We start from the raw sequence: 24,176 nt of genomic DNA on the forward strand, positions 1-24,176 counted from the left end.
CAACGTTGGTCAGTAATGGTCAAAAGTTTTCCCTCGAACATCAAGATTTTTTTCAGTATTCTTTCATGAAAATTGACAGATGGGAAGCAGCAATGGTATGCTAGGTCCTGATTGGTCAGGAACAATCGATTTTCCTGATCGTTTTGATCGCTCTTTGGCGATTTTTATTCAGTAAGATTATCTACTTAGCTGTAACGTCTACTGTTTACAGCTTTTTTATATGGAGGAAATGATGTTAACATTAACGAATATTAGCCAACAATTTGGCGACAAATTGCTTTACGAAGACGTTTCCGTTCAAATCAACCGTGGTGAAAAAGTCGGTTTGATTGGACGGAATGGCGCTGGCAAAAGTACTTTAATCAAAATCATTACAGGAGAAATTCTCCCCGATGATGGCTTCGTCCAATTTCCGAAAAATTTGAAAATGGGCTATTTGGATCAATACGTCAATGTTGATGAAACGCAATCGATCCGTGATTTTTTGCGCTCTGCCTTTGCAGAAGACTTCGAAAAAGAGCAACAGATTGCCGATCTTTATACTTCTTATGGCGAAAGCCTCGACGATAAGCTTTTAGAAAAAGCGGGCGAATTGCAAAATCAATTGGATCAAGGAAATTTCTACCAAATGGATACATTGATCGATGATTTAGCAGAAGGGTTAGGTATTTCGGTTCTCGGAATGGATACCCCCCTCGCTTCTTTAAGTGGTGGTCAACGCTCAAAACTGATCTTGGCAAAAATGCTGCTAGAAAAACCCGACATGCTGATTTTAGATGAACCGACCAACCACTTAGATGATGAGCATATCAAATGGCTGGTTGAGTTTTTACAGGACTTTACCGGTACCTATTTAGTCGTTTCTCATGATCGTCAATTCCTTAACGAAATCACGACCCATATCATTGATATCGAATTTGGCAAGCTTTCTAAGTATACGGGGAATTTAGACAAAGCATTAAAACTAAAAACGCTGCAAAATGAAAGCTATATGAAGCAATACGAAGCACAACAAGAGCATATCAAGAAAACCGAAAGCTATATTCGTAAATACAAAGCTGGTTCTCGTTCAACGATGGCAAAGAGTCGTGAAAAGCAGTTGGCAAAAATTGATCGTTTGACCCCACCGCAAGATGTCCCTAAACCCCATTTAGGATTTGATTTGGCACCAATCGTTACCACCTTGGCCTTAGAAACCACCAATCTAGTCATTGGATACGACCAAAAGCCCTTACTCTCCCCGATCAACCTAACGATCCGCTATGGCGAAAAAATTGCTATACGGGGATTTAATGGGATCGGTAAATCAACATTGATCAAAACGATTCTTGGTGTGATCCCAGCAATTGAGGGATCCGTTTCTTACCCACAGCATACAAAATTCAATTACTTTTCTCAAGACCTTGACTGGGAATATCCATTGCAGACCCCTCTTCAATACCTTGAGGATCTTTTTCCGAAGGCCACCAACAAAGAATTGCGACGGCAACTTTCTCGGGCAGGTTTACCTAGCCAATTAGCCCAGGAAGAATTGAAGCTATTAAGTGGTGGTGAACAGACAAAAGTCAAACTAGCCGAAATGATGTTGATCAAAAGTAACTTCTTGATTCTTGATGAACCGACCAACCATATCGATCAAGATACGAAAAACAATTTGGAAGAAACCCTAGCGGCCTTTCCTGGAACAGTTTTGATCGTTTCCCATGAAGGCGAGTTTTATGAATCCTTTGTTGATCGGATCATTGATTTGAAAGACTGAAAAAAACACGCTTATCCTCAATTCGAAGATAAGCGTGTTTTTAACTTTCCACTTTTTCTTTTCTTAATTCAGTCAACTCTTGGCTAATATCTTTGCGTTTTTCTTTCATTACATAAGCAAAACCAATTATGAAGGGCCAAATGAATGTTGCTAAACGGTACAGTAGCATGGAAGACGCAGCATCGACCGTGCCAACTAATGGACCAAAAAGCAGCATATAAATAAATTCAAATGATCCGATCCCTGCCGGTGTTGGAATCACCCCGGACAAGACGACGGCAAAACTGATGAAGGATAACGTCAACAAGAAATCGATCTCTGGATGCTGCACAACAAGAATCACATAAGGAATCACATACCAAGGCAGCATCTTCAAAAGATTCCACAAATAGATGCGCAAGAAAGCGGTGCGGTCGGTAATAATCGCATTGACTGTTTCTCGTAAAGAATAAATTTGGGTGTTGCATTTGTCAACCAATCCTCTTAATGTCGCACTTTTGAACAGCTTATTGCTGACGATCACGAAAAAAACTTGGATGTTGATGCTGACCGAAAGTGCTAACAAAGCGGCAATGATCAAAAAAACGAGTACGATCCCCGCTAAAATTACCCAAATCATATTGGGTGCATTGTCATAGAATAGCGAAAATTGAATGATCAACCCAGCGATTGCATAAGTCAATATGGCGAACTTATACATCACCATGTGTAAGGTGGTGACCCCAACGCCCTGTGACAACTGCAAGCCATTTTTACGGTAAAAATTCACCTCTGAGATTAAGGTGCCTGCCCCAAACGTCACAATCCGATAAAAACCACTGTAACAGACGGTCAGAAACCCCGCCTTGGTTGTGAATTCCGGTTGGAAAGTCACGGCAATCTCTTTGACTGTTCGTCCTTCAATCACTAGGTACAATGTGCCAAGCCCCATAACCAGTAAGACGACGAGAAAGCTGGTCTCTCTTAGCCCCGCCAAAATATCCATCATCGAGTTACGGACAAAAAAATACATCACACCCAGAATCCCTACTAGTAAAAGTAAATTAAGGGCGAACTTCACTTTAGTTTTCATATTAACTCCTTGCTTGTTATACCGAATTTATGCAAAAAAGACCATCAGCAGGATAGCAAAAACGGTGCCAAAAGCAAAAAAGAGGTGAAACTTCTTCTTTCTTGTTTTGTGGCGAAATACGCGTTGCGCAATTAAACCGCCTAATCCTCCGCCAATCGCCCCCATAAAAAGGAGATTTGCTTCGGGAACCCGCCAACCTTGTTTCACTGCCTGATATTTATCATACCCCATCAGACAGAAAAGATAAAGATTGACTGCAATTAAATAAAACCACAATGGATTGTAAATCAGTGCATTCATCCATTTCCTCCATATGATTGATCGTAGGGATCATTATTTTGATTCTTGTGCTTCTTCAGGTACCAGCATCGTCAAACCATGTTTGATAACTTTCATCTCAATCGGTAGATCATCCGTTGGGTCGCCATCGGTTCGAGTATGAACCGTTTTTTCTTTGGCCTTTATTGAGACCTTTGCGGCAGTGAAATATTCAACACTTGGTACTTTGGCAATTCTACCACGAATAATTCTTGGTAAATACAAAATAAATCGTAAAATATTCAGTTTTGGCAAAAGAATGATATGAAACAATCCGTCATCAGGCTTTGCTTCTTCATCGAAGTTCTTAAACCCACCTGCTGAATTCGACATGACGATCGTCAGTAATTGAGTTTTCCCCTGCCATTTCCGTTCGTCAGCAATGACTTCTAATTTGTATTGTTTCTTTTTGATCAACAGATGAATGAACCGTTTCATAAACGCTAACGGCCCATATTGCTGTTTTTCTTCTTGGGAAGTGGCTGCGGCGGTATCTGCCAGAAGACCAATGGTCATGGTCGAGATCATGACTTGATCATTGACCGTCCCGTAGTCGATTGATCGCTCAACCCCCGTTAAGATCGTCTCGAAGGCCTCTTCGGGCTTCACCGGTATCCCCAACATTCTGGCAAAATTATTTACGGTTCCACCAGGAATGATGCCGACCTTCAACACATCTAACTTTTCTTTAAAGGTTTGCAATCCATGATGGATCGTCCCATCTCCACCAATGATCACAATCGTATCGACTGCGTGTTTTTCGGCAGCCTCTCGAACGTCTTTGGGATCCACGTCTGGATTTGAGGCCTGCAAGAACGCTTGATGCTCTTCGCCTTGTTCTTTCACATAGGCTTGGAATTTTTCTGCTGTTTCTTTTGCTTCACTTTTCCCCGCTGTATCATTGTATAAAACGAGAATTTTCATCCTATTCACATCCTAAAAAGGCCGGGTCTTACGCAAGACCTGCGTGAAGAGTTCCCAGCCCAAGAGTTTTTCATTTATTCCAACAAATCAAAAATCAACGTTTATGCTTGAGCATTCAGTTCGGCGATTTTCACAATCACATCGGTCGCTTTCATCATTGATTGTAGTGAGACGAACTCATAACGTCCGTGCATATTTTCTCCACCAGCAAAGATATTCGGTGTTGGAATCCCTAAATAGGAGATTTTCGAGCCATCGGTTCCACCACGAACAGGTTCTGTGATCGGAGTGATTCCCACTGCTTCCATCGCATCTTTTGCTAGATCAATGATACTCATATCTTTTTCGATGATTTCTTTCATGTTGTAGTATTGATCATATAGATGAACGTGTACTCTCGGTTCATCAAAGCGGGCATTCAAGCTTTCTTGAACCACTAATAATTGTGCTTTTCTTTCTTCAAAACGGGTCCGGTCATGGTCTCGAATAATGTATGCCATTTTCGCTTCTTCTACTGAGCCGCTGAGACTCATCAAATGGAAGAACCCTTCTGTCCCTTCGGTTTTCTCAGGAACTTCATCAGCCGGTAGCGCATTTTGAAAATCGACTGCTAGTTGCAAAGCGTTGATCATGGTGTCTTTAGCAGTTCCTGGGTGGACATTTTTTCCTTGGATCGTAATTTCAGCTTGCGCCGCATTAAAGGTCTCGTATTGCAATTCTCCTACTGGACCGCCATCCATTGTATACGCAAAATCAACATTGAAATCTTCAACATCGAATTTATCTGCACCAACCCCAATTTCTTCATCAGGGCCAAATGCGACTTTGATTTCCCCATGTTTGATCGTTGGGTTTTTAAGTAAAATTTCCATGGCTGTCATGATTTCTGCAATACCTGACTTATCATCAGAACCTAATAAAGTAGTACCATCAGTAGTGATCAAGGTTTCCCCAGCATAATTTTTTAAATTCGGAAAATCTTTTGTGTTTAATGTGTATTTTCCTTCTTTATCTAATTTAATGGTTGATTCGCCATCGTAATTTTCGATGATCTGCGGATCAACATTCTCTGCATTAAAATCGGCGGTATCCATATGGGCGATAAAACCGATGGAGCGTACGTCATGATCCACGTTACTTGGTAATGTTGCGATCACAAAACCATTTGATTCATTGTAATGAACATCGCTTAATCCTAATTCTTCAAGTTCTTTTTGCAGTTCTTTGGCAAACGCGACCTGTGTTTGGGTAGAAGGTGTTGTCGTGCTTGTCGCATCAGAGCGAGTTTCTGTTTTTACATAATTCAAAAAGCGAGGCAATAAATTTTCGTACATAAAAGATTCTCCTATCTATAGTCAAATGGATTTGTTGAAGTGGTGGAAGGAACAAAGGTCACAGCCCAGTTCTCTTCTGCTTTCCACTGGTTGAATTTCTCAATAAACCGAGGAATACATTCCTTTTCGATGTTGTGCCCTGGATCGATCCCAATCAACCCATTGGCTTGCATGTCATGGGCGAAATGGTAACTGATATCGCCAGTGATGTACACATCCGCTTGATGGCGTAAGGCATCCGAATAAAACGATTGGCCACTGCCGCCGCAAATGGCGATTCGCTGAATTTTTTCAGGTGCACCAGGAAAGCTGACGAGGCGTAAAGCAGTCAAACCAAAGCGCTCTTTGACACGTTCGACAAACTGATCAAGGGAAAGAGGCTCAGCGAGGTTGCCAACCCGTCCGATTCCATAGGTTTTCGGCAAATTGTCTAAGGCATACAGATCATAAGCTGGCTCTTCGTAAGGATGAGCAGCGATCATTGCCGAAAGCACTTTATTCTCGATCGTTTCTGGAAAAATGACTTCGATCTTCGCTTCTTGCACCTGTTCTTCTTTTCCAATCTCACCAATGGCAGGATGTGCCGCTTGCAGTGGCGTAAAGCGACCGGTACCAATCAAGGAATAGCTGGTATTTTGGTAATTACCTTGCTGACCAGCACCTGCTTTACCTAATGCCTTTCGTAACGCTGGTGCCGATTCAACAGGGGTAAAAACAGCTAGCTTCTTCATTTTTACTTGATGGGTTTGCTTCAAATACGTGTCGGGTTCAACTTCTAATAGTTCACAAAACCAATCGTTCAAACCATCTTCAATAATATCCATATTGGTGTGGGCGGCGTAAACGGCAATATCATGCTTGACGAGATCCATTAGCATCTTTTGTTGTGGATCATCTGTCAGCAAGCGGTTCAAAGGCCGAAAGATCGGTGGGTGTTTGGCAATGATCAAGTCGATCTTTTTCTCGATGGCTTCTGCAACCACTTCTGGACGTACATCAAGAGTCATCATGACTCGCTCGAGCGGTTTGTTTAATGTGCCAACATGTAGACCAACAGGATCGCCTTCTTCTGCCAACCACAAAGGGCAGTATGCTTCAAAGCGTTTGATAAATTCTTGACCAGAAATCATGCCAACACCTCCTTGATCCATTCGATCTGATCCTTTAATTCATTGATTTTTTCAGCAGGTGGTTCTTTGGCTTTCTCTAACTCTTTAATGACGCGTTGTCGTTGCTTTAATTCATGTTGCCATTTTTTAAGGAAAACTGGATTTTTTTCTTTTAATAAAAAAGGACCAAAAAATAATTGCTGGGACGTATACGTCGTTTTTCCAGTTTCCGCAACGATAATTTCATAGTTTTTGTCGTTTTCTTCTAAAAGTACTTCATGAATGATTATAAAGTTGTTGCTAACGAGCCATTCTCGCAAAGTCCGTTCCCCAACATTCGGTTGTAAGACCAAGCGTTTGACTCCCGCTAAGCGATTTTTCCGGCTACCTTCTTCTAAAATCGAACGTATCAGTGTGCCGCCCATTCCAGCAATGACAACGGTGTCGATGTTGTCTTCAGGTTGAATCGCGTCCAGTCCATCTGCCAAGCGAACCACGATTTTATCAGCTAACCCGTTCTTACGCACTTGTTTGCTGGCAGAATCATAAGGTCCTTGAACAACTTCTCCAGCTACAGCATAAGAGATTTTGTTCTGCAGCATCAATGCAACAGGCAAGTAAGCATGGTCGGAACCGATGTCGGCGAAACGTGCTTGGTCGGGAATTTGTTCGCCCACGCAAGCCAAACGATCCGATAATGCATGTTCGTTCATATTGTCACTCCTTCTTTTGTAGTATAACACGCTTTCCATAAATAGAAAAAAATGTGCGTCTTGACTGTGGTGCCATTGCCAAGGCGCACATTGCATTAATCGTTCACTAATTCAACCTTTTGAATCGAGTTACCGGGAATTTGCGGTGGGATCGACATCGTCATGATCGGTATGCCTTGCAACGTCACCTGGACGGTAGCACCTTCCGTCAATTCCTCCAGATCTCCTGAATAAGCCTCGACTGGGACATGTAGGATGACCCCATCATTTTGAAAACTTTGGACGACTTGATCGTCATCTTCCACTGCCGCCACCTCTTTCAAAAAGAGTGAAAAGGTATCATCCGATCCTGCTATCGCATCTTCTTGGATAACACCAGTAAAAATTGCGGCTGTTTCCGTTTCTGATGTACTATTTGATACGGAACTGGTCTGCTCGCTAGTTTCAGAAGTTCCAGTCTCCCCATTTGCAGCGCTGTTTCCCTGATTGCCGCAAGCTGTTAAAAGCAGCATTGCTGCAAAGGATAATCCTATTATTACCTGTTTTGTCATCATCTTCTTCCTCCAGTAATAGTCAGTTATTGGCCATCATTTCGTCGGTTTTTACCAGTCATTTGAATTTCTTGTGTCAAATAACGGATACGTTCCATAATGCGCTTGGCTTTTAATGGTTCGGATTCACCTCGTTGCGTCACCGAAAGATGCTGTTCCAACTCATGCATAGTAAAATTCGAAGTAAAGAAGGTCGGCAGTTGTTCTTGCATGCGGTATTGCAATATGACACCGAAGACTTCGTCGCGAATCCAGCTGCTCATCGCATCAGCACCGATATCGTCCATCATTAAGATTGGGGCTTTTTTCACTGCGTTCAGCTTATCCCCCACCTGATCTTTGCCGATTGCTTGCTTCATCTCTACTGCAAATGTCGGGAAGTGAACCAATGTCGTCGTGTAGCCTGCCTCCGCTAAATCTCTGGCGATCGCGCCAAGCAGATAGGTTTTTCCGATCCCAAAACTTCCCACAAAGTAAAGGCCTTTATGAAACTCCTGTGGATTGGCTGTCAACTCACTAATAAAATCAACGGCAGCTGCGATGGCCTCCATTCGGCCAGGCGTTTGCTGATAATCTGCAAAACTTGCTTCTTGTATATCTTTAGGCATATCCATCGCTTTGATGCGACTGCGAATTTCTTCTTGTTTTTGATATGCCAGTAGTTCTTTCGTTGGTACATAGGTGACGTCAATAAAATGAAAATTTAATGCTAAGCGCGGCTCATAGCCCGGTGCGATCATGGATGGATCATTGATGCGGAATTTCCGCTTTTCTTGGACGAACTCATACAGTTTCGCATAGCTTTTTTGAATATCTGCTTCGGTCAATACCTCTTCATTTTCGGCAATAAACGCTTTGACATCAGGATCTTGTAAAACCTCTGCCATCATTGCTGAAAACTGATCACGGTAATTGCGTTTATCCAATAGTTTTCCTAAGTTTTTCCCTACATCTTCCATTACTTGTCACCAGCTTTCTTATGCAAGTAGTTTTGCAGTTTTTTATCTAATTCTGCTTGTCGCTCTGGTGTTAAGGCTGTCTCTTCCACTGGTTTTTCAGCCCAAGAAGGCAGCTTTTCTTCGCGAATGATTTTTTTGCCGCTAGTTTGTGGTCGGCTGCGTTTTTCCTTGGCACTTCGAACAAGGCTCCGAACATGTTTGATGGCATCTTCTGCCGTGCCGATTTTTAATTCTGACCATTGGGCGGCGATATTGTTCACATAATTCCCTGACAAAGCGGCATTGTTTTGGACCACCAAGACATAATGAACCAGAACATTGATCACACTATTCGGCAATGGTGACCGTTCGACAAGGCTCTTGATCAGCCATTGTTCTGAATCCGTCATGAAACTGTTTTTCTCCGCTTTGATCGCCTTTAGAAAAGCGATCGGTGCATTGTTCTCACTTTCTTGAATCAATAATACATCATTTTCTGAAAAACCATTCTGTTTTAAGGTATTGAAGCGGCGCAACTGACTTTCCGCTTGGGGATCTTCTCTTTTTGATGTTTTCGTGAATGTTTGTCGTGATTTCTTCATGATGGCTTGTTCCAGCTTTTTCTGGTCGACCTCGCCTGTTGTCAAAGAAACATTGTCCGCCATCAAATCCAACAATTCCAACACATCATAGCCATATAAAGAATGGTATAGAACTAACTTTTGTCGAAAACTTGGCGTGAAATTAGCGGCACGGATATACCGACGCTGCGCTTCATATAAAAGAAAGTCCCAATCCAACTGCTTTTCGTCAAGCACCAAGTTCGCATTGGTTTCTTGAAAAGAATCACTGACTGCCTGTAACGTTTCTTCATGGGAAGCAAAACGTGCGGTATTTAACCCATAGGCGGCTGAGAAGGATTGAGTCACTTCCTGATAATCGGTCAAGGAACACTGCTTTGGCTGATACAGCTTGACCAGCTGATTAAATTTACGCTCTCCGACTCTTTCCAACAACAGATAGGCATACAATTCATCTTGAAAAAAAACTGCTGGATGGACCGGTTCTTGCAACCAATACAGATAGGAGGATCCGTTTTGCAAATCTGCTTTTTCATATGATTTCAGCAAGCCGATACCTTCTAGGTTTTGCTTGGCTTTTATGAAGCGAGGCATTCCGACATTCATGGCATTCAAGATATCTAGATGCACGGTCGTCATCGACTCCTCGCCAGAAATGCTTTGGGCTTGGACATCGCTTGCTAGTGTCAAATACAACGCTAAAGCATCACTTTCAATAATTGGTTGATACAAATAAATGAGGGCGTCTTTCCCTTCCGTTGTAAGTGGACGGCTTTTGAACACTTTGTACGATTGATTCGGTAAACTATTGCCCACTTGTTGTCCCCCTCTATTCTTGTGGTTCTTTCGCTTTTTCGACGATGTCTTGTAGTTCTTTTAAGAAAACTGACATGTCTTTAAACTGGCGGTATACACTGGCAAAACGGATATAAGCGATCTCGTCTAAATCAACTAGATCTTCCATCACATACTCACCAATTTGTGTCGTAGATATTTCATTTTCACCAAGAGCACGGACACGACTTTCCACATGATCGACGATTGTTTCCATCTGATCCATTGTCACTGGTCGTTTTTCAGCAGAACGAATCAAGCCCCGTAAAATTTTTTCTCGGTTGAATTCTTCACGGGCACCATTTTTCTTGATCACAAGCAAGGGTGCCTCTTCAATACGTTCAAATGTTGTAAAGCGATAGCCGCAATTTTCGCACTCACGACGACGGCGAATCACACGTCCATCATCGGCTTGTCGACTATCAACTACCCTCGAATTGTTATGATGACATTTTGGACATTGCATAGTTCCACCTCATTTTCTCTCTTATGCGCTTACGTTTTCACGTAAAGTCATCGGTTTCTATGATTAATTATAACATGAAATCCATTGGTACAATAGCCAAAGTGGTTTATTCTGTTCATTTAATACAAAATTTAAATAATGTTATAACTGTTGTTTTTTTCAATTAAAAAAAACGACAGAAATCTTTCTGCCGTTTCAATTCGTTATTTATCTTTCATTTGCAGCAAAGAAACAAAATCATGCAAATTTGCTGGCTGTTCCAACTGCTGATTACACCGTTGGCTATCACGGCAAATATAATTTCCGCGTTTCGTATACGTCCCATCGCCGTTGCTCTTAGTCAAAGAAAGAAACATTGACACATTTCCTTCATGCTGGCACAAGGGACAGATCCCTTTTTTGACCTCGGTTGACACATGACCGTGAAGTCCTGTAAATCCCTGCTCAGTGGCTATGATCATAAACTTGCTTTGACTACCAATATCATCCCAAGCAAGATAAGTGGTCTCTTTTAAATCAACGGAAGCAAAATCAGGTATTTTCAGTTTTTTTACTTTCCGAAACATTTTTTCAATTTGTTTTGTTGTCGGCACCTGAAAGGGTCGGACGTACTCTTTGAGTTCTGTTAACAGCTCATTGCTGCGACTGATCGTCATCCCGTGTTGAAAGAAAGCAGCTAAAATTTCACGTGGTGCTGTTTCTTCTTCAGGAAAAAAATGTTCTATGGCGTCTTTGGTCATCGTTTCAACCGTTTTGATCGTTCGAGGATCATTCACCGATTGATAGGTTCGAACTAATTGGTATACTTGATGTTTAATTGAATGAAATTGGTAAGGTTCGATCATAAAAAAGCCTTCTTTCTAATTTTCCGTTTCCTATTGCGGCTGTTCTACTTTCTTGACAGTCGTACACAATGCATAAATAAGCATTTGATGACCACCTCCCAATTTCTTTGCTTCTCTCTATGCGATCTTAATGGATTATAATGAGATGTTGAGCAATTGTCAACTGAGCAGTAGTCTCTTGACTCTTCATCCACTCTGGTTAACAAAAAAATGCCTCGTCTAGAAGACGAAGGCATCCGTGTTCAGTTATAATTTATCTTCAATTCCAGTATAATGCTTCAGCTGGTCTGCATCTCGACGATCGGCAGAAGAAATTTTATTGGCATCAGGATTTTCAGCTCGCAACAATTCTTCACTGCTGACATTTTCTGGGGTAGTTCGATCATTGCGGGCATCGCGCTCGTCATTTTGATCTTCTAATTCATTGACTCTTTTTTGATCGTGCTCTTTCTTGATCTGACCTTCGTGTGCTTGTTCTTTCCCAGAATGGGCAAGTTCTTCTTTATTGGTCCACTCACCGATTTTTTCTTTAGCCTTGCCAACGATCACATCTTTTTCGTCTTTAAAAGTACCCATAGTTATCATCCCTCCTGTATAGTTTCATCATAACAAGCATTCTGAATTCTGACAAAAGATATGAATGCGATACCAAACAGTCAGCAAAATGTTTTTCTTTATGCTATAATATGAGCGATTATTTTCTGAATATTCTTACAACTGGAGGTGAAGAACCTGTTTAAGGTTCGACAATAGATGACAATCCTCGATTTCCAACAGGTTTCATTCGTTCGCGACAAGAACTATTTATTAAAAGCGATCAATTGGCAAGTGAAAAAAAATGAGCATTGGGTGATTTTAGGTCTGAATGGTGCTGGCAAAAGTTTATTACTCCAAATGATCACGGGAAGTTTATGGCCTTCTTCTGGTCAACGAACGGTCTTAGGTGAGCGTTACGGAAAAACGTCTGTGCCCGATCTTCAACGGCGCATTGGTTGGGTCAGTTCAGCGCTGCAAAGCAAGTTTTATGGTCGCGATCTTGCCGAAGAGATCGTTCTTTCGGGGCTTTATTCCAGTATTGGTCTTTATGAGTCCTATGAAGAAGAGCAGCTGATCCAAGCAAAAGCGCTTTTGACTGACTTAGGTTTGTCGCATTTGATCCATCGTTCCTATCACGTCCTTTCTCAAGGGGAAAAACAATTTGTCATGATCGCACGGGCCATGATGGCACAACCAGAGATCCTGATTTTGGACGAACCTTGTACGGGCCTTGATCTATTTGCGCGAGAAGAACTGCTAACCCGTCTGGAGGCTTTTTCACAACTGCCGAATACGCCGACTCTTCTTTACGTTACCCATCATACAGAAGAGCTACTACCGATTTTCACTCATTTGCTGATGTTAAAAAACGGCAAAGTCCACGCCGCTGGTCAACGAGAGACGATTTTTACTGAGGAGGTTCTCACCTCTTTTTATGATCAGCCGATCGTTCTTCACCCCTTTTCCAGCAATCGCGTGATCGTGACCCCAAAATAAATCAGGGCTGGTACTTTGATATTTAACCATTCATAAACGATCGTCTTACTTTCCAAACCAAACAGTTTCCGACATGTTTCAGCGCCAGTTGTTTTTAGAAATGATAGGGCTAGGTTTGCTATTGAAAGATAAAATAGCAGGTTCCCTTTTACTGAAGGGAACCTGCTGTCTTATCTATTTGTTTAAGGATGCTAACCAATCATCGATCTGCTGATTGAGTTGGGCGATCGTTCCTTGATTATCAAAGACAATATCGGCCCGTTGTTTCTTTTTCTCAATTGAAAGCTGACTGTCGATTCGTTGTTGCGCGTCTTGCTCATTCAATTGATTACGTGCCATCAACCGCTCTTTTTGAATCGCTTCTGGCACATAAACGACTGCGGTTTGATCCATGTATTGGTCGTAGTCGGCTTCATAAAGCAAAGGAATGTCAACGATCAACAAGGGCACTTCCTGTTTTTTTTCTTCGATCTGAGACAAAATCTCTTGTCGAATAAAAGGAGATAACGTCTGATTCAGCATGCGGCGTTTTTCTGGATCGTTAAAAATCAAAGCACCGAGGGTTTGTCGATCTAGGTGCCCATCATCGGTCAAAATCTGCGGACCAAAGGCTTGCGTCACCGCCTGCAAGCCCTCCGTATTCGGTTCAACGACTTCTCTTGCGATGATATCGGCATCAATAATCGGTAAACCCAGTGATCGAAAATGCGCGACTGCAGTACTTTTTCCAGTGGCGATTCCCCCAGTGACGCCTAAAACAAAACTCATTTGTTGGACCTCACATGCAGTTTTTGACACTGAGGACAAAAATGCGTCCCCCGTTGGGCAACTTTGATCTTGACGATTGGTGTGCCACATCGGCCACAAGGATTGCCTGTCTGGCCATAGACATTTAATGACATTTGGAATTTCCCGGCTTCTCCTAGTGCATTGAGATAGGTCCGAATGGTAGTTCCGCCTGCTTCAACAGCTCGCTCTAAGACATCGATGATTGCTTCATGCAGCACATCTACTTCAGTTGGCATTAATGAATCCGCTGGTTGCTCTGGATGGATTTTTGCTTGCCACAGCGCCTCATCTACATAAATATTGCCCAAACCAGTAACGAGCTTTTGGTCAAGCAATAACGGTTTGATGGCTTTTTTCGAACGCTTCAATCCTTGTTCAAATGCTTCTAATAAAAACAATTCAGGCTTAGGTTCAGGACCTAATTGCATGATCCCTTTATAGGCTGCGCTTTGGTCTTTATCCACTAAGGTCATACGACCAAATTTTCTTACATCATGGTAATTTAACTGACTGCCATCTGTAAAATGGAAAATGACATGTGTATGTTTATCGACAATCGGGTCTGACTCAAAATACTCGTACTTGCCTTCCATTCGTAGATGAGAGATCAGATCATAATCTGTCAATTTAAAAATCAAAAATTTTCCACGTCGTTCAAATTTTTCAAAACGTTGCCCTTTCAACAGTGCCGAAAAGATCGGCACTTCAGGACTTTCGATGATTCGCGGCCAAAGGATCTCGACCGATTCGATCGTTTTATTTAAAACAAGTTTTTCAAGTCCTTTGCGGACCGTTTCAACTTCTGGTAATTCCGGCACCTCTGTTCACCTCATTTATTTTGCATCGTACCATGTTTTGCCCCAATTGCTGTCTGTCAGTAAAGGGACATGCAATGCAACGGCTTGCTCCATCACTTCTTTCACTAAAGCGTCAAGACGAGGCAATTCAGATTCAGGTACTTCAAAGACTAGTTCATCGTGTACTTGCAGCAGCATCGTTGCTGCTAATTTTTCTTCTTTCAAACGTTTCGCCAAATCGATCATGGCAATTTTTAAGATATCCGCCGCACTGCCTTGAATCGGTGTATTGATGGCGGTTCTTTCGGCAAAAGTTCGAATATTGAAATTGCGAGAATTGATATCAGGTAGGTAACGACGGCGATGATACAAGGTTTCAACGTACCCTTTGTCCTTCGCCTCACGAACCACATCCTCCATATACGTTTTCACACCAGGATATTTTTCAAAATACGTATCGATGTATTGTTGGGCGGCTTTTCTGGTGATTCCTAGATTCTGTGATAATCCATAATCAGAAATCCCATAAACGATACCGAAGTTGACCGCTTTGGCTTGACGACGCATATTTGGTGTCACATCTTCTGCTTTTTCGATACCAAAGACTCGCATCGCTGTGCTTGAATGGATATCTTGACCTTCGATAAAGGCTTCTTTCAAATGGGTATCATCTGAAATATGTGCCAACACCCGCAATTCGATTTGAGAGTAGTCAGAAGAATAGATAACCCAATCAGCTTCTCGTGGCACAAAGGCTTCGCGGATCTTTCGACCTTCTTCTAAACGAATCGGAATGTTTTGTAAGTTTGGATCGACAGAACTTAAACGACCAGTTTGGGTCAAGGTTTGTACATATCGCGTATGGACTTTGCCATCTCCTTGGATCACTTTTAATAAGCCTTCTACATAGGTTGATTGGATCTTAGCGATTTGACGATAAGTCAAAATGTCTTCAACGATTGGTGCTTGCTCTTTTAGTTGTTCTAACACATCGACTGCGGTCGAATAGCCAGTTTTGGTTTTTTTGATAACTGGTAAGCCCATTTTTTCAAATAAAATCACACCCAGTTGTTTCGGCGAGTTTAAGTTGAAGGTTTCTCCAGCTTCGGCGTAGATTTTTTCTTCAATTTCATGCAACCGTTGTGCAAATTCGCCCTTCATCTGATGCAAGCGAGACGCATCAACTTTGATGCCGGTAATCTCCATCTCAGCTAAAATCATTGATAAAGGCAGTTCCATTTCTTCAAAGAGCGCTGTTTGATTTTTCGCTGCCAATTCTTCCGTAAGTTTTGGTGTTAGGTTTGTAATCGCCGCTACTTTACGGGCTAAATGAGCAAAGAAGTCTTCCTCATCCGCCGGCAGCCCTTTTTTCGCTCCTTTTCCATAAATCGCTTCATCCGATTGGATCGCATCATAGCCATAGTGAGCGGCAACACCTGCGATGTCATTATTCGTATCATTCGTGTCTAAAAGATAAGCTGCCAATAAAACATCAAAAGCGATTCCCTTTGGTGCTGTCGTGTACCGGTTTAACGCCACGTACGTGCGTTTGGCATCATAGACGAATTTTTTACGTTTCTCGTCTTTTAACCAATCGGTAAAGGCTGGACTTTCAAACAATTCTTCACGATTGCTGACATAAATTTTTTCTTGATTGCCCCAAGCAACACCGACAATGTCTTCCAAATGATAGTTATCCCCCATCATCTCGACATACAATGCTGTGTCTCCCTGGAACATATCTTCCGTTACTTCTTCAACGACCGAAAACAAAATGTCTTCCATCTCAACTGGTTCAGCTGTAATTTGCAGCTTATCTAAGAAGCTATTAAAGTTCATTTCTTGGTAGAATGGCACCAATTTCTCTAAATCTTTGCCTTCATATTTCAGTTTGTCGACATCGACCTCAACGGGCGCATCCACATCGATGGTTGCTAATTGTTTTGAAAGAAAGGCGATCTCACGGTCATTGATCAAGTTTTCTTTCATCTTGCTTTTTTTCATTTCATCGATGTGTTCATAGATTCCCTCAACGGAGCCATATTCCTTTAAAAGCTTAATGGCTGTCTTCTCACCAATTTTGGTGACGCCGGGAATATTATCGGAAGCATCGCCAGCTAGCCCTTTCATGTCGATGATTTGTAAGGGTGTTAGGCCGTCATATTTTTCAGCCACATGAGCGGGCGTATAACTTTCAATTTCGCTAACGCCTTTGACCGTAATGTCAACTTTCACGTGCTCCGTTGCCAGCTGGGTCAAATCGCGATCGCCAGATAAAACGACGACATCAAATAGCTCTTTATCGACTTTATTTGCCAATGTGCCAATGATATCATCGGCTTCATAGTTATCTAATTCGTAGTATTGAACACCTAACGCGTTGATCAATTCGCGAATGTAAGGCATTTGTTCTTTAAATTCCCCAGGGGTTTTTGAACGCCCACCTTTATAATCTTCATACATCGCTGTCCTGAAGGTGGTTTTTCCAGCATCAAAAGCCACTAAAACATGTGTTGGCTGTTCTTTTTCCATCACATTTTCAAACATAGTATGAAACGCATAGATGGCATTTGTGTGCAGCCCGTTGGCATTTTTAAACCGTTCTAATGAATTATGCAACGCAAAAAACGCGCGAAAAGCCACACTATTCCCATCAACGAGTAGTAATTTATTTTTTGGCATTTGATTACTCCTTTTCTCAAAAAGTTCCTCTTTATTCTATCAAAGAACGGGCACAAAAGCGATGAATTGCTTTGTTTTCTCTCTCATTTTATACAAAAAAAAAGGCGAGTTTCCTCGCACTTTTTTTAGTTGTTTTTGCCAAAGATTCGCAATAACGCTAGGAATAAGTTGATGAAGTCTAAATACAGTTGTAATGCCATGAAAACGGCCACTCCTGTATTTGCGCCACCATTCGTTGCGAAGTATACATTGCGGATTTGCTGATTGTCATAAGCGGTGATTCCCATAAAGACAAAGACGGTCACGATCGATAAGAAAAAGTCAACCGGTTGACTGCGTAAAATAAATACATTCAAGAGCGTTGAGATGATGATCCCGATCAACAGACCATAGCCGATACGACCAACCACACTTAGATCACGTTTGGTCATGATCCCAAATGCTGACATGACACCAAAAGTGACGGCTGCTGAAACAAATGCTCCCACGATCGATCCAAAGTCATAGATCATCAATGTCACAGACAAGGTCAATCCATTCAAGAGCGAATAGACTAAAAAGCCAGCAACGGTCAAGGACGGATTTTTCTGCGCCTTCACCCCTAATACAATAACTAGAATGATCTGTAAGATCCAAAGACCGGTAAATCCTAGCGGAAAATTGTCGATAAATTGCAGGGTTTGCGCTTGGAAGACTTCCCCAAAAATATAGGCTGAAATCGCACTGATCGCAAGCCCAACGCCGAAGAATAAATACACTTTTGAATAAAAGCGATTTAAGCCTTGGGCTTGGACGGTTTCATTGTTTAAATTATTCATCTTGTTGTTCCTCCTCATTTACTGCTACTGCTTTTGGCGGCTGGACCATGACCACAGCATCTAAAATACGATGATCTTCTGTGTTGATCGCTTCAACCGAAATAGTTACCACGTCTTTCATTTTATCCACTTTGATCACTTCGAATTCAAAGGTCAATGTTTCATAATGATATACAGGTTCAATAAAGTTCACCGAAAAATTGACTACATGAGAGCCAGGACCAGGCAAATGTTTCGATACGGCACTGGTGATGATCCCCATCAACATGATGGATGGTACGATGGGACGCTGATACTCAGTATTTTGCGTGTAGTCATGTTGAATATACAAAGGGTTTGCATCATTAGTAAGTCCTAAATATAACAACAGTTGATTGTCTTCGATCGATTCTGTTAAGGATAACGAATCGCCTTCCTCGATATCTTCAATACTTTTCCCTATTTTTCGCGGTTTTCCTATATTCAAAATTTAATTCCTCCAAAAAGAATAGTTTCATCTGAGTATATTCTATCAGATGCCGACAAAAGTGCAAGTTCGCGGTGCTGCTTTTGCAAAAACTTCAGATGTAAAAAACTCTTGCAGCAAACACGCCACAAGAGTCTTTGATTACAATACGTTACGAGTTGTATTGCTTAGTAGTTTTTCATAGGCTGTTTCAAATTTTTGCACATCGCCTGCTCCCATAAAAATCACGACAGCATTTTGATGATCTAGTAGCGGAGAAACGTTCTCTTCTTTGATCACAGTTCCGCCTCTTTGAATTTTATTGCCCAGATCTTCAATTTTAACATCCCCTCGGGATTCACGAGCAGATCCAAAAATATCACATAGATACACATGGTCTGCAAGATCTAACGCTTCCGCAAATTCATCCATTAAAGCGATCGTACGGGTAAAGGTATGAGGTTGGAAGACAGCAATAATCTCTTTATCCGGATATTTTTGACGAGCGCCATCAATCGTTGCTTTGATTTCTGCAGGATGATGGGCGTAATCGTCTACGATCGTCATATCCGCTACGATTTTTTCGCTGAAGCGACGTTTCACTCCAGGGAATGAGAGCATCTCAGCGGCAACTTCTTTCATGTCCAATCCTTCTTTGTAAGCCACAGCGATCACACTGAGTGCGTTGTTGATGTTGTGTTGACCAAACGCTGGCAAGACAAAATGGCCAATGTTTTCACCATGGATAAAGACGTCGAACTCTGAACCTTGGGTGGTGCGTTCAATGTTTTTTGCTTGAACATCGTCGTTATCGTTGACGCCGTAATAGTAGATCGGGACATCTGCTTCAAGTTTACGCAGGTACTCGTCATCACCAAAAGCAAAAATGCCTTTTTTTACTTGACTTGCCATCGATTGAAAGGCTGAGAAGACATCGTCAATCGAGTGGAAATAGTCCGGATGATCAAAATCGATGTTGGTCATAATTGCATAGTCCGGTGAATAAGCTAAGAAATGACGGCGGTATTCACAAGCTTCAAACGAGAAGAATTCCGCATCGGGCTCTCCATGACCGGTACCATCGCCAATCAAGAAACTTGTTGGCCGGATGCCGCTTAAAACATGAGAAAGCAATCCTGTCGTACTGGTTTTTCCGTGAGAACCAGTCACAGCAATACTCGTATAGGGCTGAATGAATTGGCCAATAAAGTCATGATAACGAGTGACTTCTAAACCAAGTTCTTTGGCCCGTATGATTTCTTCGTGGGTGTCAGGGAAAGCATTCCCTTGGATAATGACCATTTCTGGTTGAATGTTTGCTTTATCGAAAGGCAACAATTTGATTGCTGCTTTTTCTAGATCACGTTGAGTGAAGAAATATTCTTCCACATCAGAGCCTTGTACTTGGTAGCCTTTTTCGTGCAGAATCAAAGCCAATGAACTCATACCGGAACCTTTGATTCCAACAAAATGATGTATTTTGTTTTGATTTTCCATTATTATAATCCTCTTTTCTCAAATCCGCGTCGTAAAAAAACGCGTGTATTGACAAATATCAGGTTGTCACACGACCTACATTATCATACAAAATGAAAAAAATAGCAACGAGTTTTATTTTTCGACTTGACTTTTCTCATCATTTCCTATTTCTAGCAAACGTCCACGACATTTTCCACAAACATATTTTTTGATATCCACACGCCGCTGCCGCCGAATCTCGCAGCCGCAATTTTGACATCGATAGCGATGTTTAGCTGTCCTTTTGGCAGGAGGTGCATACCGCAGGCCTCCCGTTTTTGCCAGCAATGCTTTAAAAGCAGGATCTTGGTGACGATGACCAAGACCTGCTAAATGCAAATGATAGTGACATAATTCATGCTTGATAATGCCGATAAAAACCTCCATCCCGTGTTCAGTAAGCATCACTGGATTGAAATCCAAGTGGTGATCACTTAGATGGTAACGGCCACCGGTTGTTTTTAAGCGAGAATTAAATACCGCTCGATGCGTAAATGGTTTATTGAAAACAGACAGCGAAAGCTCTTCCACCAAACGCTGCAATTCTTGTTGGGTCATTTAGCATTTCCTGGATCGACCATTGTTAAACTGATACGGCCTTTTTTGACATCTACTTGCTCGATCCAAACGGTTACGACGTCACCAACGGAAACAACGTCTTTCGGATGTTTTACAAACGAACGGCTCAGCTTCGACAAATGAACCAGTCCATCTTGTTTGACACCGATATCGACGAAAGCACCAAAGTCGATCACATTTCGAACAGTTCCTTTCAATTCCATTCCCGGTTTTAGATCCTCCATACTCAACACATCTTTGCGCAATAATGGGGCTGGCATTTCATCCCGCATATCACGTCCTGGCTGCATTAATGCCTTTAAGATATCCGTGATGGTTTCTTTCCCGACTGACAATTTTGCAGAAAGCTCTGCTGGGCGCAGTTGGGCAAGCTTCGCTTTATTTTCTTCCATTTGTTCTTTCCCTAGTTTCGCTAAAGAAATGCCGGCGATCGCCAAAATTTCTTTAGCAGTGTCATAACTTTCTGGATGGATCCCGGTATTATCCAAAATGACTTTTCCGCCAGGAATCCGCATAAAACCGATCGCCTGTTCATAGGCCTTTGGCCCTAAGCGAGGGACTTTTTTTAGTTGATTGCGCTGCGTAAATACCCCGTTTTCTTCTCGATAGGTCACGATATTTTGGGCAGTCGTTTTATTTAAGCCAGCCACGTGCTGTAAAAGTGCCGCACTTGCGGTGTTGACATCAACGCCTACTTGGTTGACGACCGTTTCCACGACAAAATCCAATTGTTCGGCTAAGCGCTTTTGCGAAACGTCATGCTGGTATTGCCCGACGCCCACCGATTGTGGATCGATTTTGACTAATTCTGCCAAGGGATCTTGGAGACGGCGACCAATACTGATGGCACTGCGTTCTTCCACTTGCAGATCAGGGAATTCTTGCCGGGCGATCGGACTGGCCGAATAAACAGAAGCGCCTGCCTCATTCACGATCACATAATATACTTCTTGATCGATCAATTTTAATTGTTCAGCGACGAATTGCTCTGACTCTCGACTCGCCGTTCCATTACCGATTGCGACCATTTCAACTTTATAGGTTTGCAATAAGCGACGAAACGCTGGTCCAGCCGCTTCTCGTTTGTTCATCGGCGCCGGTTTATGGGGATAGATCACTTCGATCGCTAGTACTTTTCCTGTCTCATCAACGACGGCCAATTTACAGCCCGTTCGATACGCTGGATCAAACCCTAAAACGACTTTGCCCTTCAATGGCGGCTGCAGCAACAGATTGCGAAGATTTTCTCCAAAAATCGCAATTGCTTGTTCGTCGGCTTTTTCTGTCAACTCATTGCGGATCTCTCGTTCGATCGCTGGTAAGATAAAACGTTTCAAGGCGTCAGCAGCAGCAGTTTGGACAAAACTGGCTGCGGGTGAATCACTATTTGTGATCAATTTCCGACGTAGGTACTCCATGATTTTTTCTTCATCTGCCACAAGCGTTACCTTCAAAATGTCTTCTTTTTCTCCACGATTGGTGGCTAAAACCCGGTGGGAAACCATCTTATTGATAGGATGTTGGAAATCGTAATACATTTCATAAACGCCTTTTTCATCTTTTTCAGCATTTTTGACCGTGCTCTTATACAGTCCTTTGTTAGAATAATAGCTCCGAATCCAACTTCGAAATTCTGCAGTATCACCAACGACTTCTGCAATGATCTCATGGGCGCCAGCCAAGACATCTTCTACAGTAGGAACAGCATCACTCATAAATTCGGTCGCTTTTTCTTGTACGTCACCTATTTTTGAGAAGCTTAACAGCCACTGAGCAAATGGTTCCAAGCCATTTTCTTTGGCGATCGTCGCTTTGGTGCGTCGTTTTTGTTTATAAGGACGATACAGGTCTTCGACGGCCTGCATTTTTGTCGCAGCTAAAATCGCCTGTGATAGTTCAGGCGTTAGCTTTTCTTGTTCTTCTATCAAGCGTAAAACTTCTTGCTTGCGTTTCTCTAGGTTTTCTAAGTACTGATACCGCTCTTCGATTTCTCGAATCTGAACTTCGTCAAGTCCATTCGTCATTTCTTTACGGTAGCGGGCAATAAACGGAACGGTATTTCCTTCTTGCAATAATTGTAACACCGTACTGATTTGTTTTTGGGTAAAAGAGGTTAGTTCTTGTTTCACTAAATCAAGTACCTCTTGATTCATTTCTGCCATTCGTTCTCACCTTTCCTTTGTTGCTTTTGCTATTTTAACATAAAAAAGACAGCCATTGAGCGAACAAGATTGCACGAAAACAACGTTGCTTTCGCGACTCTTGTAATGGCTGCTTTTCTCTTTTCAGAAAAGACTTTTAAAAGTCTGGTTGCCAAGGTCCTGCTAAATTTTGATATTCGATATCCTGAAGGACCCCTTTGTCATCAAAAATCACGCCATGCACCGATCCACCAAATACTGCCCCACCATCGATGCCGATTTTGTCGTCTTGTTGCCAAAGATCCGTTGTCTGCATATCTCCATGCAGCATGGGCGTGATGGTATGGCCAAAAACGATCGTTTTTCCTGTACGGTTTTTCCCTTTATGAAAAGGTTCGCGAATCCAGATAAAATCGTGGTCGGTGGTCTTCCGCCAATCTTTTTTACTTAAATCCACGCCCGCATGGACAAAGAGGTACTTTCCCCACTCGTAATAAAGTGGCCGCTCCATTAAAAACTCTATTAAGTCTCCATACCTACTTCGGATCATTAAGGCGATTTCCGTCGGCGAATACTCCTCAGTGGCGCCTGTATGCAAAAGACTTTCAAGCGTTTCTTTGCCACCATTGCGTACGTAGGCGGCGAACCAATCCTCAGGGGCATTTAGAAATTGCAGAAAATACTCTTCGTGATTGCCACGTAAATAAATCGCTTGATGTTCTTCGACTAATTTCTTTCCAAGCAATAAACACTCTTTGGACTTTGGTCCTCGGTCATTTAGATCACCAATCAAAAGCAACTGATGGATTTTAGGATCATATTCCGTAAGAAGCCTTTTAAAAAGATCGGCCATTCCATGAATATCACTGATTGCATAAAGATATTTTTGCATTGTCATTCCCTCCTTAAAGGCATTTGATTCTTTTATTATCAATTCTAGTCCTTTAGTTGCAAAATGTCTTGCATTAAAACAAAAAACAATCATTCGCCTTGAACGGTTCGACAGCATAGAGTCGGGTTCATAAAGACGAATGATTGGTTACGATCGGCAAAACCTATTTTCCTGATACAGCAAAATAATTGCCATCTGGATCGGCAAAATTGAAAACCAGTTGTTCTTCCATCTGAATCAATTCACCCACTTCTGCTTCCATCTCTAAAAGTTTTTTATAGAGAGCTGTAATATCCTCAGCAAAAAACATGATCGATGGAGAATTCAATGCGACTTCAGGTGAGTGCGTTTCGATGAACTCACGGTCATATAAGACAAAATGAACCTCTGCCTCTTTTGAAGGAGCGATTTCGACGACGGATGTTCCATCGATCGTTTGCTGTTCAATGATCACAAAGCCTAATTCTTGCCAAAATTCGACAGCTTTCGTCACATCATCAACGTAGAGCATCACTTGCATTTGGTTGGAAAACAATGG

24 protein-coding genes are annotated in these 24,176 nt (G+C 42.1%); 2 read left to right on the top strand and 22 right to left on the bottom strand.

What is annotated here, in order from left to right:
• Nucleotides 1-232: 232 nt before the first annotated feature.
• Entirely contained in the window at nucleotides 233-1,759 is a 1,527-nt protein-coding gene (locus IGJ12_RS08945; protein WP_034872663.1) for an ABC-F family ATP-binding cassette domain-containing protein, read from the top strand.
• Nucleotides 1,760-1,799: 40 nt separating this feature from the next.
• On the opposite strand, the gene IGJ12_RS08950 is transcribed toward IGJ12_RS08945, so the two are convergent.
• From IGJ12_RS08950 to IGJ12_RS09005, 12 genes are all read right to left on the bottom strand, one after another.
• On the bottom strand, nucleotides 1,800-2,831 hold the full coding sequence (locus tag IGJ12_RS08950; RefSeq protein ID WP_429960763.1) for a lysylphosphatidylglycerol synthase transmembrane domain-containing protein: 1,032 nt from the start codon (nucleotides 2,829-2,831) through the stop codon (nucleotides 1,800-1,802).
• Between the two features lie 27 nt (nucleotides 2,832-2,858).
• A complete protein-coding gene (locus tag IGJ12_RS08955) occupies nucleotides 2,859-3,131 on the bottom strand; it encodes a DUF1294 domain-containing protein (RefSeq protein ID WP_005235800.1) in 273 nt (90 codons plus the stop codon).
• A gap of 33 nt (nucleotides 3,132-3,164) precedes the next feature.
• The gene (locus tag IGJ12_RS08960; protein ID WP_016611838.1) at nucleotides 3,165-4,073 is read right to left on the bottom strand and encodes a diacylglycerol/lipid kinase family protein; all 909 of its coding nucleotides are present in this window, start codon (nucleotides 4,071-4,073) and stop codon (nucleotides 3,165-3,167) included.
• A gap of 101 nt (nucleotides 4,074-4,174) precedes the next feature.
• On the bottom strand, nucleotides 4,175-5,407 hold the full coding sequence (gene pepT / locus IGJ12_RS08965) for a peptidase T (protein WP_016611839.1): 1,233 nt from the start codon (nucleotides 5,405-5,407) through the stop codon (nucleotides 4,175-4,177).
• Between the two features lie 11 nt (nucleotides 5,408-5,418).
• Complete coding sequence (locus tag IGJ12_RS08970; protein WP_430618928.1) at nucleotides 5,419-6,537, bottom strand: Nif3-like dinuclear metal center hexameric protein; 1,119 nt, start codon at nucleotides 6,535-6,537, stop codon at nucleotides 5,419-5,421.
• Nucleotides 6,534-7,229: a tRNA (adenine(22)-N(1))-methyltransferase gene (locus IGJ12_RS08975; RefSeq protein ID WP_008380063.1), complete on the bottom strand. Its 696-nt coding sequence runs from the start codon at nucleotides 7,227-7,229 to the stop codon at nucleotides 6,534-6,536. Before IGJ12_RS08975 ends, IGJ12_RS08970 begins: the two co-directional genes overlap by 4 nt.
• 95 nt (nucleotides 7,230-7,324) lie before the next feature.
• Complete coding sequence (locus tag IGJ12_RS08980) at nucleotides 7,325-7,783, bottom strand: hypothetical protein (RefSeq protein ID WP_008380064.1); 459 nt, start codon at nucleotides 7,781-7,783, stop codon at nucleotides 7,325-7,327.
• 23 nt (nucleotides 7,784-7,806) lie between these two features.
• Entirely contained in the window at nucleotides 7,807-8,739 is a 933-nt protein-coding gene (dnaI, locus tag IGJ12_RS08985) for a primosomal protein DnaI (protein ID WP_008380067.1), read from the bottom strand.
• A complete protein-coding gene (locus IGJ12_RS08990; protein WP_430618929.1) occupies nucleotides 8,739-10,115 on the bottom strand; it encodes a replication initiation and membrane attachment family protein in 1,377 nt (458 codons plus the stop codon). Before IGJ12_RS08990 ends, dnaI begins: the two co-directional genes overlap by 1 nt.
• Nucleotides 10,116-10,128: 13 nt before the next feature.
• Nucleotides 10,129-10,599 carry a transcriptional regulator NrdR gene (gene nrdR, locus IGJ12_RS08995; protein WP_005226004.1) on the bottom strand — a complete coding sequence of 157 codons (471 nt, stop codon included), beginning with the start codon at nucleotides 10,597-10,599 and terminating at the stop codon, nucleotides 10,129-10,131.
• 203 nt (nucleotides 10,600-10,802) lie between these two features.
• Entirely contained in the window at nucleotides 10,803-11,444 is a 642-nt protein-coding gene (locus IGJ12_RS09000) for a FusB/FusC family EF-G-binding protein (RefSeq protein ID WP_008380069.1), read from the bottom strand.
• Nucleotides 11,445-11,690: 246 nt separating this feature from the next.
• Entirely contained in the window at nucleotides 11,691-12,029 is a 339-nt protein-coding gene (locus tag IGJ12_RS09005) for a CsbD family protein (RefSeq protein ID WP_430618930.1), read from the bottom strand.
• A gap of 168 nt (nucleotides 12,030-12,197) precedes the next feature.
• Between IGJ12_RS09005 and IGJ12_RS09010 the strand changes: the two genes are divergently transcribed.
• A complete protein-coding gene (locus IGJ12_RS09010) occupies nucleotides 12,198-12,977 on the top strand; it encodes an ABC transporter ATP-binding protein (protein ID WP_087664098.1) in 780 nt (259 codons plus the stop codon).
• A gap of 174 nt (nucleotides 12,978-13,151) precedes the next feature.
• On the opposite strand, the gene coaE is transcribed toward IGJ12_RS09010, so the two are convergent.
• The 10 genes from coaE to IGJ12_RS09060 form a co-directional block, all read right to left on the bottom strand.
• Entirely contained in the window at nucleotides 13,152-13,745 is a 594-nt protein-coding gene (coaE, locus tag IGJ12_RS09015; RefSeq protein WP_005235783.1) for a dephospho-CoA kinase, read from the bottom strand.
• On the bottom strand, nucleotides 13,742-14,584 hold the full coding sequence (mutM, locus tag IGJ12_RS09020) for a DNA-formamidopyrimidine glycosylase (protein ID WP_016620072.1): 843 nt from the start codon (nucleotides 14,582-14,584) through the stop codon (nucleotides 13,742-13,744). The genes coaE and mutM overlap by 4 nt, the downstream gene beginning before the upstream one ends.
• Nucleotides 14,585-14,599: 15 nt before the next feature.
• On the bottom strand, nucleotides 14,600-17,245 hold the full coding sequence (gene polA / locus IGJ12_RS09025) for a DNA polymerase I (protein ID WP_430618931.1): 2,646 nt from the start codon (nucleotides 17,243-17,245) through the stop codon (nucleotides 14,600-14,602).
• A gap of 125 nt (nucleotides 17,246-17,370) precedes the next feature.
• A complete protein-coding gene (locus IGJ12_RS09030) occupies nucleotides 17,371-18,063 on the bottom strand; it encodes a Bax inhibitor-1/YccA family protein (protein ID WP_010748195.1) in 693 nt (230 codons plus the stop codon).
• On the bottom strand, nucleotides 18,056-18,529 hold the full coding sequence (locus tag IGJ12_RS09035; RefSeq protein ID WP_005235769.1) for a MaoC family dehydratase: 474 nt from the start codon (nucleotides 18,527-18,529) through the stop codon (nucleotides 18,056-18,058). Before IGJ12_RS09035 ends, IGJ12_RS09030 begins: the two co-directional genes overlap by 8 nt.
• A gap of 141 nt (nucleotides 18,530-18,670) precedes the next feature.
• The gene (murC, locus tag IGJ12_RS09040) at nucleotides 18,671-20,005 is read right to left on the bottom strand and encodes a UDP-N-acetylmuramate--L-alanine ligase (RefSeq protein ID WP_005235767.1); all 1,335 of its coding nucleotides are present in this window, start codon (nucleotides 20,003-20,005) and stop codon (nucleotides 18,671-18,673) included.
• A gap of 114 nt (nucleotides 20,006-20,119) precedes the next feature.
• Nucleotides 20,120-20,584 (bottom strand): SprT family protein, encoded by a 465-nt coding sequence (locus IGJ12_RS09045; RefSeq protein WP_008380085.1) that lies wholly within the window; start codon nucleotides 20,582-20,584, stop codon nucleotides 20,120-20,122.
• Nucleotides 20,581-22,767 (bottom strand): Tex family protein, encoded by a 2,187-nt coding sequence (locus tag IGJ12_RS09050; protein WP_429967811.1) that lies wholly within the window; start codon nucleotides 22,765-22,767, stop codon nucleotides 20,581-20,583. The genes IGJ12_RS09045 and IGJ12_RS09050 overlap by 4 nt, the downstream gene beginning before the upstream one ends.
• Before the next feature lie 136 nt (nucleotides 22,768-22,903).
• A complete protein-coding gene (locus IGJ12_RS09055) occupies nucleotides 22,904-23,638 on the bottom strand; it encodes a metallophosphoesterase family protein (RefSeq protein ID WP_429967812.1) in 735 nt (244 codons plus the stop codon).
• A 163-nt stretch (nucleotides 23,639-23,801) separates the two neighbouring features.
• On the bottom strand, nucleotides 23,802-24,173 hold the full coding sequence (locus IGJ12_RS09060) for a VOC family protein (RefSeq protein ID WP_005235761.1): 372 nt from the start codon (nucleotides 24,171-24,173) through the stop codon (nucleotides 23,802-23,804).
• Nucleotides 24,174-24,176: the final 3 nt, after the last annotated feature.

This window comes from Enterococcus sp. DIV0802b, from assembly GCF_050543535.1.
Lineage (GTDB): Bacteria > Bacillota > Bacilli > Lactobacillales > Enterococcaceae > Enterococcus_D > Enterococcus_D entomosocium.